The sequence below is a fragment of the Nocardia arseniciresistens genome, from assembly GCF_046764875.1.
GTDB lineage: Bacteria > Actinomycetota > Actinomycetes > Mycobacteriales > Mycobacteriaceae > Nocardia > Nocardia arseniciresistens.
The window spans coordinates 78,030-94,301 of the sequence record NZ_JBKORD010000021.1 but is presented as its reverse complement, the minus strand read 5'-3'; the positions used below and the strand labels follow the sequence as shown (position 1 = coordinate 94,301).

Annotated in this window: 12 protein-coding genes; 8 read left to right on the top strand and 4 right to left on the bottom strand. The window is 65.0% G+C overall.

Annotation, left to right across the window (positions count from 1 at the left end):
* Positions 1–8: 8 nt before the first annotated feature.
* A complete protein-coding gene (locus ACLMAJ_RS32405) occupies positions 9–1,373 on the bottom strand; it encodes a DUF5933 domain-containing protein (RefSeq protein WP_412017681.1) in 1,365 nt (454 codons plus the stop codon).
* A gap of 274 nt (positions 1,374–1,647) precedes the next feature.
* On the opposite strand from ACLMAJ_RS32405, the gene ACLMAJ_RS32400 reads away from it, so the two are divergent.
* A complete protein-coding gene (locus tag ACLMAJ_RS32400) occupies positions 1,648–3,588 on the top strand; it encodes a potassium transporter Kup (RefSeq protein WP_412017680.1) in 1,941 nt (646 codons plus the stop codon).
* Positions 3,589–3,618: 30 nt separating this feature from the next.
* Here the strand turns inward: ACLMAJ_RS32400 and ACLMAJ_RS32395 are convergent, their stop codons facing one another.
* Positions 3,619–4,101 (bottom strand): DoxX family protein, encoded by a 483-nt coding sequence (locus ACLMAJ_RS32395; protein WP_412017679.1) that lies wholly within the window; start codon positions 4,099–4,101, stop codon positions 3,619–3,621.
* Positions 4,102–4,454: 353 nt separating this feature from the next.
* On the opposite strand from ACLMAJ_RS32395, the gene ACLMAJ_RS32390 reads away from it, so the two are divergent.
* Positions 4,455–5,837 carry a HAMP domain-containing sensor histidine kinase gene (locus ACLMAJ_RS32390; RefSeq protein ID WP_412017733.1) on the top strand — a complete coding sequence of 461 codons (1,383 nt, stop codon included), beginning with the start codon at positions 4,455–4,457 and terminating at the stop codon, positions 5,835–5,837.
* Between the two features lie 83 nt (positions 5,838–5,920).
* Positions 5,921–7,144: an AI-2E family transporter gene (locus ACLMAJ_RS32385; protein ID WP_412017678.1), complete on the top strand. Its 1,224-nt coding sequence runs from the start codon at positions 5,921–5,923 to the stop codon at positions 7,142–7,144.
* 31 nt (positions 7,145–7,175) lie between these two features.
* Here the strand turns inward: ACLMAJ_RS32385 and ACLMAJ_RS32380 are convergent, their stop codons facing one another.
* Complete coding sequence (locus tag ACLMAJ_RS32380) at positions 7,176–7,946, bottom strand: MHYT domain-containing protein (RefSeq protein WP_412017677.1); 771 nt, start codon at positions 7,944–7,946, stop codon at positions 7,176–7,178.
* A gap of 428 nt (positions 7,947–8,374) precedes the next feature.
* Here ACLMAJ_RS32380 and ACLMAJ_RS32375 point away from each other — a divergent pair, with 428 nt between their 5' ends.
* The 5 genes from ACLMAJ_RS32375 (at position 8,375) to ACLMAJ_RS32355 (ending at position 14,957) form a co-directional block, all read left to right on the top strand.
* Positions 8,375–9,250, top strand: coding sequence for an alpha/beta hydrolase (locus ACLMAJ_RS32375; protein ID WP_412017676.1), 876 nt, complete (start codon positions 8,375–8,377; stop codon positions 9,248–9,250).
* 70 nt (positions 9,251–9,320) lie between these two features.
* Complete coding sequence (menC, locus tag ACLMAJ_RS32370; RefSeq protein ID WP_412017675.1) at positions 9,321–10,430, top strand: o-succinylbenzoate synthase; 1,110 nt, start codon at positions 9,321–9,323, stop codon at positions 10,428–10,430.
* 130 nt (positions 10,431–10,560) lie between these two features.
* Entirely contained in the window at positions 10,561–11,265 is a 705-nt protein-coding gene (locus ACLMAJ_RS32365; RefSeq protein WP_412017732.1) for a response regulator transcription factor, read from the top strand.
* The gene (locus tag ACLMAJ_RS32360; protein WP_412017674.1) at positions 11,243–12,820 is read left to right on the top strand and encodes a sensor histidine kinase; all 1,578 of its coding nucleotides are present in this window, start codon (positions 11,243–11,245) and stop codon (positions 12,818–12,820) included. Before ACLMAJ_RS32365 ends, ACLMAJ_RS32360 begins: the two co-directional genes overlap by 23 nt.
* Before the next feature lie 91 nt (positions 12,821–12,911).
* Positions 12,912–14,957 (top strand): ArnT family glycosyltransferase, encoded by a 2,046-nt coding sequence (locus tag ACLMAJ_RS32355; protein WP_412017673.1) that lies wholly within the window; start codon positions 12,912–12,914, stop codon positions 14,955–14,957.
* A gap of 46 nt (positions 14,958–15,003) precedes the next feature.
* Here the strand turns inward: ACLMAJ_RS32355 and ACLMAJ_RS32350 are convergent, their stop codons facing one another.
* Positions 15,004–15,900, bottom strand: a complete 897-nt coding sequence (locus ACLMAJ_RS32350; protein ID WP_412017672.1) for an MHYT domain-containing protein — start codon at positions 15,898–15,900, stop codon at positions 15,004–15,006.
* Positions 15,901–16,272: the final 372 nt, after the last annotated feature.

The window sequence follows — 16,272 nt, the reverse complement described above, 5'->3', positions numbered from 1 at the left end:
CTGGTCACCTACTCGACTTGGATGCGATCCAACTCAGGGGCGGCGATGGGCGCGAGAAAGTCCTGGTCACGGTTCGGAGCGAACCAAGTCGAGTAGAAGGTGATTGCCAGCGCGGCGAAGACGCCGAGGATCGCGACGCCGAACGGGAACGGGTAGGTCGCCATCGGGAGCGCGAGGTAGCGGATGCCCAGCAGCAATCCGGTGAAGGTGGCGATGCCCAGGGCCACCAACCGCACGCGCCCGCGGTCCCAGCCTCGGTCGGGGTCGCGCAGGGCGGACTCGACGGTCAGGCACAGTGTCGCGCCTACGACGAGGTCGATGCCGTAGTGGGCGCCGAGGCCGAGCGTCGCGGTGAGGGTGCATACCAGCCAGAACATGCCGCCCCAGCGCAGCCAGAGCGGTCCGCGGCGAGAGTGGATGAACAGTGACAGTGCCCACGCGGTGTGCAGTGACGGCATGCAGTTGCGTGGTGTGATGCTGTCGAACGGCATGGATTCGACCGAGGACGGCACCGGCGGAACGATATTCGGCCAGACGTCCGCCAGTTCCATGCCTTTTCCCCACGAACCGAACGCGAGGATCGGTCCAACGACGGGGAAGACCATATAGAAGATCGGGCCGATGAGGCCGAGCGTCAGGAAGGTTCGCACCAGGTGGTGTCGCGGCCATGGACCCGTTGTCACCCCGCGCAGCTGCCAGATGGCGACAACGATGGCCGCGACCGGAAGCTCGAAATACACCCAGCGAACCACGCCCAACGGCACCGGTCCCGCCACGTCGAGCGCATGGCCGACAAGCCATGACGGATTGCCGAGCGCTCGATCGGCCAGCTGGACATACGGATCGAGCACCTGCGGGGTTGTCCACGCGGTGATGTCCAACCAGATCTCGCCGACCTTTGTCGCGAGGATCAGCAGCGCGCCGAGCGCGATGGTGCGCAGCGCCGTGTGGCGGCGGGTACCGGACCACCGCACCGCGGCGATCACCGTAAGGGCCGTGAGCGCGATGGTCGGGCCGTTGCCGACGGTGAACGGTCGGCCATCGAGTGTTCGAACGGCCACGAAAATCAGATCGAGTCCGGCCGCGGCCGCGAGAGCGGTGACGCGTACGCGGCCGTTAACGCCGACCAACGCGAGCAGGAAGCCCGCCCACGGCGTGGTCGCGGACTTCGGTGTCCCGGCATAATCGCGGAAAAGGCTGGTCAGCGGGCCGAGGGCATGGATATGTGCCGCGATGATCTCCCCGGCGATGAGTGCGAACACCGCGCCCGCGATGCCACCCCACACGATCAACGAGCGACGCTCCAGGAGTCGCCCGACACCCACCTGCTTCGGGGGTGAGGTCGAACGGCCCTGCGCGTCGTGAATAAGCATTCGGTCATCGTAAACACGGTGTGAACACGACCATGCGGGCCGGTTAACGGTTACTGAGTCCTGGTGCGTTCACGAAAATCCTTGGGTGCCTGCCGAAGCCGGTTCCCGCGCTGGCTGGCAGGGATCCGCGCGTCCACGACGCCGGTGAGCCAGATCACTGCCGGACCGCTGGCTCGGTGGCGCGTTGGGTCGAAGCGTCTAGAGTTCGGCTGGTGGCAGCACCTCCCACCACGCGGGGTGGCATCGGGTGTGGCTGCGTCGACAAGGAGCTTCCATGGTGACAGAGTCCGCAGACAGTCCACCGATTCACGCTACGGACGGCCGGAACACGGTGCGGGCCGCGGTGGTGATCGGCGCGCTCGGTGTGGTGTTCGGCGACATCGGGACCAGCCCGATCTACACCATTCAGACGGTCTTCAATCCGGCTGATCCACACCCGGTGCCGATCAGTACGGACAACGTGTACGGCGTTGTGTCGCTGATCTTTTGGTCGGTGATGATCATCGTCACGCTGACCTACATCTCGCTGGTGATGCGCGCCGACAACGATGGCGAGGGCGGCATCATGGCGCTGATCACATTGTTGCGACGGCTGGGTGGTGGACGCGGTGGTCATGCCGCGGTGGTCTTGGCGGGGCTCGGGATCTTCGGTGCCGCACTGTTTTTCGGCGACAGCATGATCACGCCCGCGATTTCGGTGTTGTCCGCGGTTGAGGGTCTGAAGATCGTCCAGCCCGGGTTGGAGGATCTGATCGTGCCGATCACGGCGGTGATCATCGTGGGGCTGTTCACGGTGCAGCGGCGCGGGACGGCCGCGGTCGGCCGGCTTTTCGGGCCGGTGATGATCGTCTGGTTCGTGGTGATCGGTGCGCTCGGAATCTCCGGGATCGCCCGGCATCCGGAAATTCTGAAGGCGCTGTCGCCGACCTATGCGCTGAGCTTCATGTTCGGGCACTTCGGAATAGCGTTCTTCGCACTCGCGGCGATCGTGCTGGCGGTGACCGGCGCGGAGGCGCTGTATGCCGACATGGGCCACTTCGGCAGGAAGGCGATTACGCGCGGCTGGCTCGGGCTGGTACTGCCCGCGTGCGCGCTGAGCTACCTCGGCCAAGGTGCACTACTTCTCGGCGACCGAACAGCGGTGAGTAGCCCCTTCTTTCTGCTCGCCCCCGGCTGGGCTCGGCTGCCGTTGGTACTGCTGGCGACCGCCGCGACCGTGATCGCCTCCCAAGCGGTGATTACCGGCGCCTATTCGGTCGCTTCCCAGGCCGCCCAGCTCGGGTACCTGCCGAGGCTGCGGATCGCGCACACCTCGGAATCGACGATCGGGCAGATCTACGTTCCCTGGATCAACTGGATGTTGATGGTGTCGGTGCTCACGCTGGTGTTCGCCTTCCGCAGCTCGGCGGCGCTGGCGTTCGCGTTCGGTATGGCGGTGACCGCGACGATCTCGATTACGACATTGCTGTTCTTCTATGTCGCCCACGTCAAATGGCGTACGCCGCTGTGGTTGGTCTTGCTCGGTGCTGTCCCATTGCTGTTCGTCGACGCGCTGTTCCTCGCGGCGAATCTGACCAAGCTGGTGCATGGGGCGTGGTTGCCGCTGCTGATCGGGCTCACGGCGTTCACGGTAATGACGACGTGGGCACGGGGGCGAGTGGTCGTCACCCGGGCGCGCGAAGAGGCGGAGGGACCGCTGCGCGCGTTCATCGACCAGTTGCAGGACTATCAGCCGCCGCTGCTGCGGATCGCAGGCACCGCGGTATTTCTCAACCGCGGCGACCGGACAGCGCCGCTGGCGATGCGCGCGAACGTCGAGCACAATCGCGTGCTGCACGAACACGTGGTGATCCTGACGATCGACACCTTGCCGGTGCCCCGCGTAGCGGACTCCGCGCGCACCGAGATCGACCAGCTCGGCTACTCCGAAGACGGAATCATCCATGTGACCGCGCAGTACGGATACATGGAGACACCGAACGTCCCGCATGCGCTGCGCCTGCTCGACCCCGCACAGACCGAAGGACCGATCTCGGTCGAGGACGCCTCGTACTTCCTGTCGAAGATCGAGTTGAAGAAGGGCCCCGCACCGACGATGGCTTCGTGGCGAAAGCACCTGTTCATCGCCACCTCCCACGTCACCGCCGACGCCGCCGAGTACTTCGGACTCCCTGGCGAGCGAACGGTGATCATGGGGTCACGCATCGAGGTGTAGGGCGTGCGGCTGATCGTTCGGCTTTTCGCGCTATCTGCGGGTAGGTGCCGCGTGCGAGGGGGCGGCGCGCCGCGGTGAGTGGCCGGTACGCGGTATCAACGCATCCGCGGCGAACGCGCCGGGGCCGATAATCGCGATCAGGAAGAACGACCAGCAGAACAAGACTGCGGTTTCGCCGCCGTTCTGGATCGGCAGTATGGCGTCGCTGTTGAGGTGCACGGACAGGAACGCGTATGCCATCGAGCCCGAGCACAGCAATGCGGCGATTCTGGTGCCGAGGCCGAGCGTTACGAGCCCGCCCGCGACGAGCTCGATCACACCAGCCCACCAGTTCGGCCAGCTGGCGAAGGCGGCGACATGGCCGCCGTGTGGCGTCACCGGCTTCCCGAACAGGGTGGAAAGCCCGTGGATGGTGAACGACAGACCGACGAGGATGCGAAACAGGCCGAGAACGATCGCGCCGGGACTGCCCGCCGCGGGTCCGGTGTTCGCATCGGCAGTTAACAGATGCATGACACAACCTCGACTTCGGGGATATGGATGATCGGAACATCATCCGTATCTGTCATACGATTCGCGGCCGCGAAATGTTCATCGGGTGGCGATGCCGTTGCCGAAGTCGCCGAGGATCGGGCGCCCCCCCGGCGCGAGTCTTCTCAGCCGCCGCTCAGTCGATGTGGGCAGACTGGAAGTTATGCGCGTATCGGTATTCGACGGCCGCGATCCCGGAATCGCGGCGTCGCTCGCTGGCCTCCAGCGGGTACCAAGTGCCCATCCGCAGTCGCATCCTCGTGGGTAGAACTGTTTCCCGGCGGTCCGTGATCGCCGGAGTCGACGTGGCGACGGAAACCGATCCGCGCCTGTCGATGCCGTTGACGCGCTCGATGTCGCTGCGATGGCGGGTGACGCTGCTTGCCGCGTCGGTGGTGACCGTCGCCGTCGCCTTCACCTCCATCGCCGCCTATGCGATGGTGGCGCGCTCGTTGTATGCGGAGGTCGACGATCAACTGCGGACCCGAGCTTCGGTCATGATCGCCAACAACGTCGACAGCATGAACTACCTACAGGCACTGGCCCTGGGCAGCCTGTTCTCCAACAACATCGGTGTCACCCTGATCTATCCGGATATCAAGTTGGGTGGCTACGCGATCGGGCAAGACGCGTCGCCGCCGATCGGCGGCCAGGAGATGGCTGTGGCGCGCGGTGAGGCCGAGTTCTCGCTGCGTACCGTCGGCGATCAGCGGGTACTCGCGCGACGCACGAACGCCGGTTCGACGCTGGTGCTTTCGCAACGACTGCAACCGACCCGCGAAGTACTGAATCGGTTGGCGTGGTTGTTGTTCGTAGTGGGTGGCTGCGGCATCGTGGTCGCCGCCGCGGCGGGCACGGCAGTTGGCCGTACCGGGTTGCGGCCCATCGCGCGCCTGACCGCTGCCACCGAACGAATCGCGCGCACCGACGATCTGACCCCCATCTCGGTCACCGGTGATGACGAACTCGCAAGGCTCACAGAGAGTCTCAACCTGATGCTGCGCGCCCTTGCCGAATCAAGGGAAAGACAGCGCCGTTTGGTGGCCGACGCAGGCCACGAACTGCGCACCCCGCTCACCTCGCTGCGCACCAATATGGAGCTGCTGATCGCATCGAATCGTCCAGGGGCACCACAGATTCCGGACGAGGACATGGCCGAGTTGCGTTCGGACGTCATCGCTCAGATCGAGGAGTTGTCCACACTGGTCGGTGACCTGGTGGATCTGGCTCGCGAAGACGCCCCTGACACCGTGTACGAGCGGGTCGACCTCGATGAGGTGGCCGAGCGCGCCTTGGAACGGGTCCGCAGACGTCGGGCCGGGATCGAATTCGCCAGCGATCTACAACCCTGGCTTGTCTACGGACACGAGGCCAGTTTGGAGCGCGCGCTGATCAATGTCCTCGACAATGCCGCCAAATGGAGTCCGGCGGGCGAACAGGTGCGGGTGGGTATGCGCGAAAACACATCGGGTTTGCTGGAGTTCGCCGTGGACGATGCGGGCCCTGGGATCCCTGCCGCGGAGCGCGAGCTGGTGTTCGAGCGGTTCTACCGGGCAATCGCCGCGAGGTCTATGCCGGGGTCAGGGCTCGGACTGTCGATCGTCAAGCAGGTGGTGATGAAGCACTGCGGAACGATCGCGGTCGAAACGTCCGAACGTGGCGGCACTTTGATTCGCATCGTGCTACCGGGCGAACACGGCCACCCGATAGCTGAGTGAGGTTCTGATCAGCCTCGGGGGTCCCGGACGTGCGTTGTGAGTCGTAACCGTGAATTCGCGCGACCGTGGGCCACACTGGGTTCGTGGCCGCCCATCCACCCACCGAGGAGCCGCGCGACGAGGTGACGGATTCCGCCGCCTCGAGTCGTGACGCCGCGTCGATAGATCAGACAGGAGATCAAGGCCGCCGGATGCCGGGTTGGCTTCCGCGTGCGATGATCCTCGCCTTTGTCCTACTCGGGCTGTTCGAGCTCGGCAGTTGGGCGGTACACCGGCTGATCGGCCTGTTCGTCATCGTGCTTGTCGCCTTTTTCGTCGCACTGGCGATGGAACCCGCCGTCGACAATCTTGCCGCGCGAGGTGTGCCGCGTGCGCTGGCAACCGGACTGGTTTTCGTGTTGTTGTTCGGGTGCGTGATCGGCTTCTCCGCCGCACTCGGCACGCTGCTGGTCGAGACCGTCGGCAACCTGGTCGACGAGCTGCCCCGCCTGCTCAACGAGCTCGTCGACTGGGTCAACCGGACGTTCCATCAGCATTTCACGGTGGACCAGTTACGTGATCGGCTGCTCGAGGATTCGGGCGTCATCAGCGGGTACGCCGAGCGGGCCGCGCACAACGCATGGGGGCTGTCGAACACGATTCTCGGTGGGCTTGCCCGATTCCTGATGATTGCGCTGTTCAGCGTCTATCTGACCGCTTACGGGCCGAAGATGCGACGCTCGGTGTGCTCGCTGTTGCCGCAGGAACGACACGACACGGTGCTGCGCGCTTGGGATCTCGCTATCGAAAAGACCGGAGGCTACTTATACAGTCGCGCGTTGCTCGCGGTGATCTCTGCGATTGCGCACGGCGTCTTCCTGGCATTGCTCGGGCTGCCGAACGCGATGGCACTCGGCATCTGGTTCGGTGTGATCGCCTCTTTCATACCCGTCATCGGCACATATGTCGCCGGTGTGCTGCCGATCTTGGTCGCGCTGACGATCCATCCGATCGATGCGGTGTGGATTCTCATTTTCGTGGTGTTGTATCAGCAGGTCCAGGACTACATCCTGCAACCGCGCATCACCGCGCGCACGGTGGATGTAAATCCGGCCGTCGCGCTGCTCGCGGTCTTGGCAGGCGGGGCGTTATTGGGCGCGGTCGGTGCGCTGCTCGCGATTCCGGCCACCGCCACCGCGCAGGCATTCCTGAGCCTCTATGTGAAGCGATACGAGGTGACCGAGGATCCGCGGATCGAGCGAGCGGGGCGAAAATCTTGGTCCGGCAAGCGTGATCGACGCGACGTGTCAGAACACGGAAAGTTCTGACGCGCGGGCGAAGGTCTCCAACTGCTCCCGATCAGCGGGTCGGCCAATATCCTTGTGGTGTCAATTCGTCTGCGTCCTCAGCGAATTCGCCCAGATCGGTGACGCCGAGGTGCAGGAGGAGCCCCATTGCCACGATGCTGACGATCGTGATCAGTGGGGCAAGTAGCTGCATCGCTCCGGCCCCGGAGGGTGGGGACACGTGCATCACATGGTGTGTGTGCATGGCGGCCATGCCGGTGTAATGCATGCCGCAGACCGCAACGCCCATGATGACCGCGGCGCCGCCGGTGGCGAGCAAACCGCGCACATGCAGGGTGAACCACAGTGCCGCGGTCGCCGCGACCACCGCGATCACCATTGATAGCCCCACTATCTCCAGGTCGTAGTCGATGACCGCGTCGGATTTCATCGCGTACATGCCCGAGTAGTGCATCGTTCCCACGCCAAGGCCGGTAACGGTGCCACCGGCCAGCAGCGCGGATAGCTGTCTCGGCCACCGGTTCACGATCGACAACCCGATCCACACCACCACCATCGCGATGATCGCGCTGAGCAAGGTAATCGGCACGTTGTACCGGATCGAGGCTCCGTGAATCGAGAAGCCGAGCATCGCGATGAAGTGCATGACCCAGATCCCGGTGCCGCCGATCGCGACCGCCGCTGCGACAAGCCAGCCGGGGTGCCCAGCACCGATCCGGGACCGGGCTACACAGCGTAGGCCGAGTAGTGAACCGATCACGGACATGACGAAGGCGAGGACGGGCGTAACCAACCCATAGCTGAAGTGATTAATTTCCAGCACACTAACTCCAATGCCAGAAGGGGATTCGATAACGGCTGCTGCAACTGGGAGGCTACCCCGAGCAGCAAATAAAAAGGAAGTGGTTCCTCTGAATTGGAACTATAGTTCGGTTCCGGCGCTTCCCCAGCATCTCGGGTGCTGGGCCGGCTATCCAGGTGTGGTGGTGGCCTGCGGCGGAACTTATGATGGTCTTTCCGATTCCCGGGCGCGTGGGCCGCGAGCGAAGGCACAGCGACTTGGGTAGAGCGACTTGGGCAGAGCGACAGTTGAATTCGGGTCTACTCGGTCATGGACCGGGAACAACATAGGAGGTACGCGGGGTGGATGTCGCAGCTCGATCCGGGGATCAGCGGGTGGTTCGTGGTTGGCTGAGGAAGTCCAGCGTTGTCATTGCGACAGCTGTGCTGGTGTCGTGGATAGGCGCGGCGATGGCTACCGCGGCACCGATACTGCGGACACCGGCAGGCGGCGGCGAGGAGCTCTTTGTGCCGTCCAGCATGGGGCCGATCAAGGTCCAGGTACAGTGGGCGGCTCGCGGCGGGAGGGCAGCTCTTTACGTGCTCGACGGTCTCCGTGCACCTGCCGACCACAGTCAGTGGACGACCGATACCGACGCGCTGCGCCAGTTCGCGGGCGACAACGTCACTATGGTGTTCCCGGTCGGTGGTCGCTCGAGCTTCTACGCCGACTGGTACCGGCCGAGTAGCACCAATGGTCAAGCGACGACCTACAAGTGGGAGACCTTCCTCACCAGCGAGCTTCCCGCCTTCCTCGAGCGGTACGGCGTGTCCCGAACCAACAATGCCATCGTCGGTGCGTCCATGGGCGGCAACGCGGCACTGACGCTGGCCGGCCGCCACCGCGATCAATTCAAGTTCGCCGGATCTTTTTCCGGATTCGTGCACCCGACGTATCCGCTCTGGAACGAAGCGATGCGCGCCGCCATGTGGGACGAGGGCAACTTCAATGTCGACGACATGTGGGGTCCGGCAGGGGATTCCGCCTGGAGTCGCAATGACGCCACTGAGCAGGCCGAGTCGCTGCGCGGACTGCCGATGTACGTCTCGACGGGCAACGGCCGGCCCGGACCGCTCGACGTGCCGCACGGGATCGGCAACACCGTCAACGCGATGGCCCTGGAGGCGATGACGACGGCTGCCACCCAGATGTTCCGTGATCGAGTCACGGCGTTGGGAATTGACGCTCGCATCGACATCGTCGACGGAACCCATACCTGGCCCTACTGGCAGGAAGCGCTCGCGACCGCGCGTCCGATGATCCTCGATGCGCTCGGCGCGCGCTGAGGCGAGCACCGTGACTGCCGGCGTTCAGCAGTAGCCGCCGCGGGCGGGGCCGCTATGTCAAGCTGAGGGGATGAAGCTCGATGGCGTCGAGCTGCGGCGGGTGGAACTTCCACTGAGCAGCCCTTTTCGGACCTCGCTTGGTGTCGAACTGCGGCGCTACATCCTGCTGCTGCGTGTGGTCACCTCGGATGCCGAGGGGTGGGGCGAGTGTGTGGCACTACCCGACCCGAGTTATTCATCCGAATACATCGATGGCGCCGCCGAGGTTATCCGCCGGTTTGTGGTGCCCGCTCTGGCGGCCCACGGCCGGCTCGATCCGGCGGTTGTGGCACCCACGCTGGCCAGGATTCGTGGCCATCGAATGGCCAAGGCGGCGGTGGAGATGGCGGTTCTCGACGCGTGGTTGCGGTCGCACCGGTGTTCTTATGCGTCGTATCTCGGTGCAACTCGCAAGACTGTTCCTGTCGGCGTCTCGATCGGGATCATGGACGGGATACCCCAATTGCTCGAGGCGATCGATGGCTACATCGAACAGGGCTACCAGCGGGTCAAGCTCAAGATCGAGCCGGGATGGGATGTCGAGCCGGTGCGAGCGGTGCGAGAGCGCTTCGGCGAGGCTCTTGCGCTCCAGGTCGACGCCAACGGCGCCTATACCCTGGCCGATGCGGACCACCTCGCCGAACTCGACGAGTTCGGCCTCGTGTTGCTGGAACAGCCTTTCGCGGAGGAGGACCTCCGCGATCACGCCGTACTCGGCCGCAGGCTGAATACCCCGATTTGCTTGGACGAATCGATAGTCTCGGCGCGCGGCGCCGCCGACGCGATCGCATTGGGGGCATGCTCGGTGGTGAACATCAAGGCGGGACGAGTCGGCGGCTATCTGGAGGCCCGTCGGGTACACGATGTCTGCGCGGCACTCGGTGTCCCCGCATGGTGCGGCGGAATGCTGGAAACCGGACTCGGTCAGGCGGCCAATCTGGCGCTGGCGGCGCTGCCGGGTTGCACACTGCCCGCTGACATCGTGGCGTCGAGCCGCTACTACGACCGAGACATCACCGAACCGCTGCGGCTGGAAGCGGGCCACATCGCAGTGCCCGACGGCCCAGGTCTCGGTGCCGACCCGTTGCCCGACGCGCTGACGGAGGCAACCACGAGTACGGAATGGATATCGTTGCGCTGAGGGCGCGATTCGAGCGCCGCACCCTCACAGCTGGCACATAGACACGGCACAGCAACTGCCTAGCCTGGCCGTGCATGATGCGAGAATGTCCGCGATGACCACTGGAAACAGTCCGACCGAGCGAGTTGTCATGCGTCGCGCCGACGGCAGCGCCATCAGCGTTCTCGTGGTCGACGACGAGCCGGTGCTTGCCGAGATGGTGTCGATGGCCCTGCGGTACGAGGGCTGGGATGTCACCACCGCGGGCGACGGGCGAACGGCGGTTACCAAGGCGCGTGAAACGCGTCCGGATGTGGTGGTGCTCGATGTGATGCTCCCCGATATGACCGGGCTGGAGGTGCTGGGCAAGTTGCGTCAGCAGATTCCGCACCTGCCGGTGTTATTGCTGACCGCGAAGGATTCGGTCGAGGATCGCATCGCCGGGCTGACCGCCGGCGGTGACGACTATGTGACCAAGCCGTTCAGCATCGAGGAGGTCGTGTTGCGGTTGCGTGCGCTGCTGCGCAGGACCGGGGTGACCACCGAGGACAGCGGCACCCGGATCGTGGTCGGTGACCTAGTGCTCGATGAGGACAGCCACGATGTCACCCGCGCCGGCGAGCTGATCACCTTGACCTCGACCGAATTCGAGTTGCTGCGATTCTTCATGCGCAATCCCAAGCGCGTGCTGAGCAAGGCCCAGATCCTGGACCGGGTCTGGAGCTACGACTTCGGCGGCAGGTCCAACATCGTCGAACTGTATGTCTCCTATCTGCGGAAGAAGATCGATAGCGGACGTGAACCGATGATCCACACACTGCGCGGTGCCGGATATGTCCTCAAGCCCGCGGGCTGAGGTGCGGCGCCGCTTGTGGTCGCCGCGTCGTTGGTCGCTGCGCGCCCGGCTCCTTGTCGGACAGGTGCTATTGCTCGTGGTCGTGGTCGTCGGTATCGGAGTCGCGACAGAGCTTGCGCTGCAACAGTTTTTGGTGCACCAGCTCGACACCGAACTGACCGATGTACAGAAGCGCTCACTCATGGACTCCGGCGGCGGCCCCAGCCTCGACCCGCCGCCCGGGCAGCGGCCCGATGGACAGCCGCCGCCCCCGCCCCCGCCGCCTCATGCGCCGTCCGGAACCTCCAGCCCTGGACCGAATTTCCTGGACCGGCGTGGCATCGCACCCGACGTGGTCGGGGCGACCCTCGCCGCGGGCAGCGTCACCAAAGCGGGCAAGATCGGCGCCGATGGCACGCAGGCGGCGCTGTCGGATACGGCGAAACAGCAACTGGCAGCGGTAGCGGCTACCGGCAAACCGGTCAGCGTCGATCTCGACGGGCAGGGCCGCTATCGGCTGGTCGCGGACACGACCTGGTCGGGCGAGATCGTTATCACCGGTTTGCCATTGACATCGGTCGACGCGACGCTCATGCGAGTCCTGCTGATCCTGGTGATAGGCACCGCGATCGTGCTGGTCGTCGCGATAACGGTCGGCATCTGGCTGATCCGGCGCGCACTCGCACCGTTGGACCGGGTCGCGATCGCCGCTTCCCGAGTGGCGGATCTTCCGCTCGATCGCGGGGAAGTGGCACTGCCCGTACGGATTTCGGCCGAGGACGCCGATCCGCACACCGAGGTCGGCCAGCTCGGCTCGGCGGTCAACCGGATGCTCGACCACATCACCGGCGCGCTGTCGGCCCGACATGACAGCGAGACCCGGGTTCGGCAATTCCTCGCCGACGCCAGTCACGAGCTGCGCACCCCGCTGTCCGCGATCCGCGGCTATGCCGAACTGGCACAACGTAAACGGGCCGAGGTACCCGACGACGTCGCCAACGCGATGGGCCGGGTGGACTCCGCGGCCCGGCGGATGTCCACGCTGGTCGAGGACATGCTGCTGCTGGCACGGCTGGATTCGGGCCGGACGCTCGAGCACGAGCCGGTGGATCTGACTCAGCTGACCGTGGACGCGGCCAGCGACGCACATGTCGCCGGTCCCGATCACCGATGGGATCTCGAGCTGCCCGATGAGCCGGTGGTGGTCACCGGTGACGCGACCCTGCTGCATCAGGTGCTCGCCAACCTGCTGGCCAACGCCCGCATCCACACCGGTCCCGGCACCACCGTGACCACCTCGCTGGAGTTCGACGGTGCCGGGGGAGCGGTATGGCGGGTTGCCGACGACGGCCCAGGCATCCCCGCCGAGCTACAGCCGGAAGTCTTCCAGCGCTTTGCCCGCGGCGACTCATCGCGCTCGCGTCGCGCAGGCAGTACCGGCCTGGGTTTGGCGATCGTCGCCGCGGTAGTCAAGGCGCACGGCGGCAGTATCACGGTCCAGAGCGAGCCGGGCCGTACCGAATTCACCGTTCACCTACCGGACAATGCGAAACAGCAGACCGCTCGAACTTCGTGAGCAGCTTGTCCTGGTCGCGGCCGAATTCGTGCACAGGGAGGGCACAGCTCGCGCAAAGATCGGACCTACGTCGCGGTCCCACAATTGCGGTATGACTACTCTTACCCGCACCGAAGCGCCCACACGGCGTGCCGAGCGAGCTGGTCCACAGCACAGGGCACCGCAAGAGACGCGATGGACCCGATCGCTGTTCGGTTCACCAGGTCAGCCCCGGTGGGCTCGCCCCGGGCTGTGGATGCTGCTGGCCGCCACCGCGGTCCTCTACTTGTGGGGGCTGAGTAAATCCGGTTGGGCCAACGACTTCTACGCGGCCGCGGTGCAAGCGGGCACGCAGAGCTGGAAGGCGCTGCTGTTCGGGTCGCTGGACGCGGGCAATGCCATCACCGTGGATAAACCGCCCGCGTCGCTATGGGTTATGGGGTTGTCCGGCAGGCTGTTCGGATTCAGCTCGTTCTCGATGTTATTGCCGCAGGCGCTGATGGGTGTGGCGTCGGTCGGGTTGGTGTACGGCGCGGTGCGGCGTTGGAGCGGTCCAGCGGCGGGGCTGTTGGCCGGCGCGGTGCTGGCGGTGACTCCTGTTGCGGCGCTGATGTTTCGGTTCAACAACCCCGATGCCATGCTGGTGCTGCTGCTCATAGTGGCGGCCTATTGCACGGTTCGCGCTACCGAGAACGGCAGTGGGCGATGGCTCGCATTTGCCGGTGTGGCAGTGGGTTTCGGCCTCCTCACGAAGATGATGCAGGCGTTCCTGGTGCTACCCGCGCTCGGCCTGGTGTTCCTCGTCGCCGCACCGATCGGCTTCTGGCGTCGAATCGGCAAGTTACTGGGCGCTTTCGCCGCGATGGTGGTGTCGGGTGGGTGGTTCGTCGCGCTGGTCAGCCTCTGGCCCAGTGATTCCCGCCCCTACATCGGCGGATCGACCGACAACAGCTTGCTCGAACTCGCCCTGGGCTATAACGGTCTCGGCCGAGTCCTCGGCGGGGCCGGCAACGGCGGCGGTGGCGGGTCCGGCAACGGTGGGGGTGGCGGTGGTAATACCGGTTTCGGTGGCGGCACCGGAATCACCCGACTGTTCGGCGACTCGATGGGTACGGAAATCTCCTGGCTGCTACCCACGGCACTCATCGGCTCGATCGCCGGTCTCTGGGTCACTCGGCGCACCCCACGCACCGGACGCACCCGGGCCGCCCTATTGCTTTGGGGCGGATGGCTTCTCGTCACCGGCATCGTATTCAGTTACATGCAGGGCACCATTCACCCGTACTACACGGTTGCGCTCGCGCCGGCGATCGCCGCGGTGGTGGCGATCTCGTTGGTCGAGTTGTGGGGTGGCCGCCAATTCCTGACCGCGCGTATCGCACTCGCCGCGATGGCCGCGACGACCGGTGTCTGGAACTTCGTCCTGCTCGACCGCACACCCGACTGGTATCCAGCGCTGCGCTGGATCGTGCTGATCGGTTCGATCGTGATCGCGGCGATCGTGGTTGTCGGTGCGCACCGACTCGGCAAGTTCACCGCGGCCGTCGCCATCGCGGGTGTGTTGTTCGGGCTCGCGGGGACCACGGCGTACACGATCGAAACTGCGGCGACGGCGCACAGCGGCTCCATTCCGACCTCCGGCCCGGTGGTCGCGGGTAAGGGAATGGGCGGCGGTCCCGGCGGTGGTAGGGGAGCGGCCCCTGGTGGATCAGCCACCGGTGCGGCTCCATCCGATGGCGCGGCGCCCGAACAATCAACCACTGATGCGACAGCTGACCGGGACGGCGGCGGAGCGGGCGGATCGGTCTCGACCAACACCGAACTGCAACAGCTGGTGCGGAAGACCGACAGTCGGTGGGCGGCAGCGACAGTGGGTTCGCAGTCGGCGGGCAGCCTCGAATTATCTACCGGTGCATCGGTCATGGCGATCGGCGGCTTCACCGGCAGTGACAACTCGCCGACCCTGGCTCAGTTCCAGGAGTACGTCGCCAACGGCGACGTCGCCTACTTCATCGCCGGTGGCGGTATGGGCGGTGGCCCCGGCGGCGGATCCGACAGCAGCGCAAGTGAAATCACGGCATGGGTGAAGGCGCACTACACGGCGGTGACGGTCGGTGGGACCACGGTCTACGACCTGACCCAGCCCATCCAGTCTTGACCACTTGCCCCGAGCCGACGTGCCACTGTGCCGTTCGGTGCGACGATCAGCCCTGACGGGGCGTACTGCGGCGCCGTCGGTGTGCGGCCGACGAGCTGCTCAGTGCCCAGTCGGGTCGATCTTCGGTCGAATCGCTCGGGCGCACGTCATCGGTTGTCGGCCAGGACGAAGTCGAGGTTGCAGTCCGGGATTCACGCCGGGTGGAGTGTGGATCGCGTGTGCTGCGTTCATCGACCTCGGCCAGTCCGACCAGGACCATCAGCATCATCGTGACCAAGGTGACGGTCACGATCAGCGGTGTCACCATTTGCAAGGGTTCGCGGCCGCCGTCGGAGATGTGATGCTCGCCGTGGCCCGCCTGCATCGAGAACATTCCGGTGTAGTGCATGCCGCATACCGCGAGACCCATGATCAGTGCCGCGCCGATGGTCGCGTACAGGCCGCGCACGTGCAGCATGAACCACAGTGCCGCGGTCGCCGCGACGACCGCGATCACGATCGATAGCGCGACCGTTTTGTGCTGGTACTCGACGTGGGCGGTGATCTTCATCGCGTACATACCCAGATAGTGCATCGCTGCGACGCCGAGCCCGGTGATGGCGCCGCCGATCGGCAGCGCCACGACTTCGCGTCGTCCACGTACGACGATCGAGAGTCCGATCCAGACAACCACGATCGCGATGGCAGCGCTGAGCACTGTCATCGGCACGTCATAGCGGATGGTCACGCCCTGGATGGAGAAGCCGAGCATTGCGGTGAAGTGCATGACCCAGATGCCCGCACCACCCAGGGAGACGGCCCCGGCGACCAGCCAGCCGCCGGGATGTTCGGACCATCGGGCGTGGGCCACGCATCGCAGGCCGAGCGTCGATCCGATGACGGACATGATGTAGGCCAGGACGGGGGTTACCCAGCCATAGCTGAAGTGATCGAGTTCTAGCACGTGTATAGCTCCGTTGCCGGTGGCGAATCTCGCGACTGCGGCTGGATAGGACCTTAGCTCGATCTCTCGGATTTGCAATTTGCAAGATGGAATCCTCTGCACGCCTGTCTCGACTATGCGGCGAAGTAGCTGAGCGAGCCGAGGCGTTGTCATGGGCGGGCGGATACCTCGTCGGCGAGCCGGATTATCCGGCGTTCACAGCTGGCACTTAACTCGCGCCAATGGCGGACAAATGTTGGGCCGCAACGATCGTCGGGTCGGTCCGGCAGCTGCGGGCGCCGATGATTTCGGATCGAGATCCGACATACAGGAGGTACGTAAATGGGTATCAAGTCGAAGCTGGCCAGGACCGCTGTGGCCAGTGGTGTGGTG

Coding starts and splice junctions, on each gene's coding strand:
- ACLMAJ_RS32405 (WP_412017681.1), bottom strand. CDS start 1,373: ATGCTTATTCACGACGCGCAGGGCCGTTCGACCTCACCCCCGAAGCAG.
- ACLMAJ_RS32400 (WP_412017680.1), top strand. CDS start 1,648: ATGGTGACAGAGTCCGCAGACAGTCCACCGATTCACGCTACGGACGGC.
- ACLMAJ_RS32395 (WP_412017679.1), bottom strand. CDS start 4,101: ATGCATCTGTTAACTGCCGATGCGAACACCGGACCCGCGGCGGGCAGT.
- ACLMAJ_RS32390 (WP_412017733.1), top strand. CDS start 4,455: ATGCCGTTGACGCGCTCGATGTCGCTGCGATGGCGGGTGACGCTGCTT.
- ACLMAJ_RS32375 (WP_412017676.1), top strand. CDS start 8,375: ATGGCTACCGCGGCACCGATACTGCGGACACCGGCAGGCGGCGGCGAG.
- menC (WP_412017675.1), top strand. CDS start 9,321: ATGAAGCTCGATGGCGTCGAGCTGCGGCGGGTGGAACTTCCACTGAGC.
- ACLMAJ_RS32365 (WP_412017732.1), top strand. CDS start 10,561: ATGCGTCGCGCCGACGGCAGCGCCATCAGCGTTCTCGTGGTCGACGAC.
- ACLMAJ_RS32360 (WP_412017674.1), top strand. CDS start 11,243: ATGTCCTCAAGCCCGCGGGCTGAGGTGCGGCGCCGCTTGTGGTCGCCG.
- ACLMAJ_RS32355 (WP_412017673.1), top strand. CDS start 12,912: ATGACTACTCTTACCCGCACCGAAGCGCCCACACGGCGTGCCGAGCGA.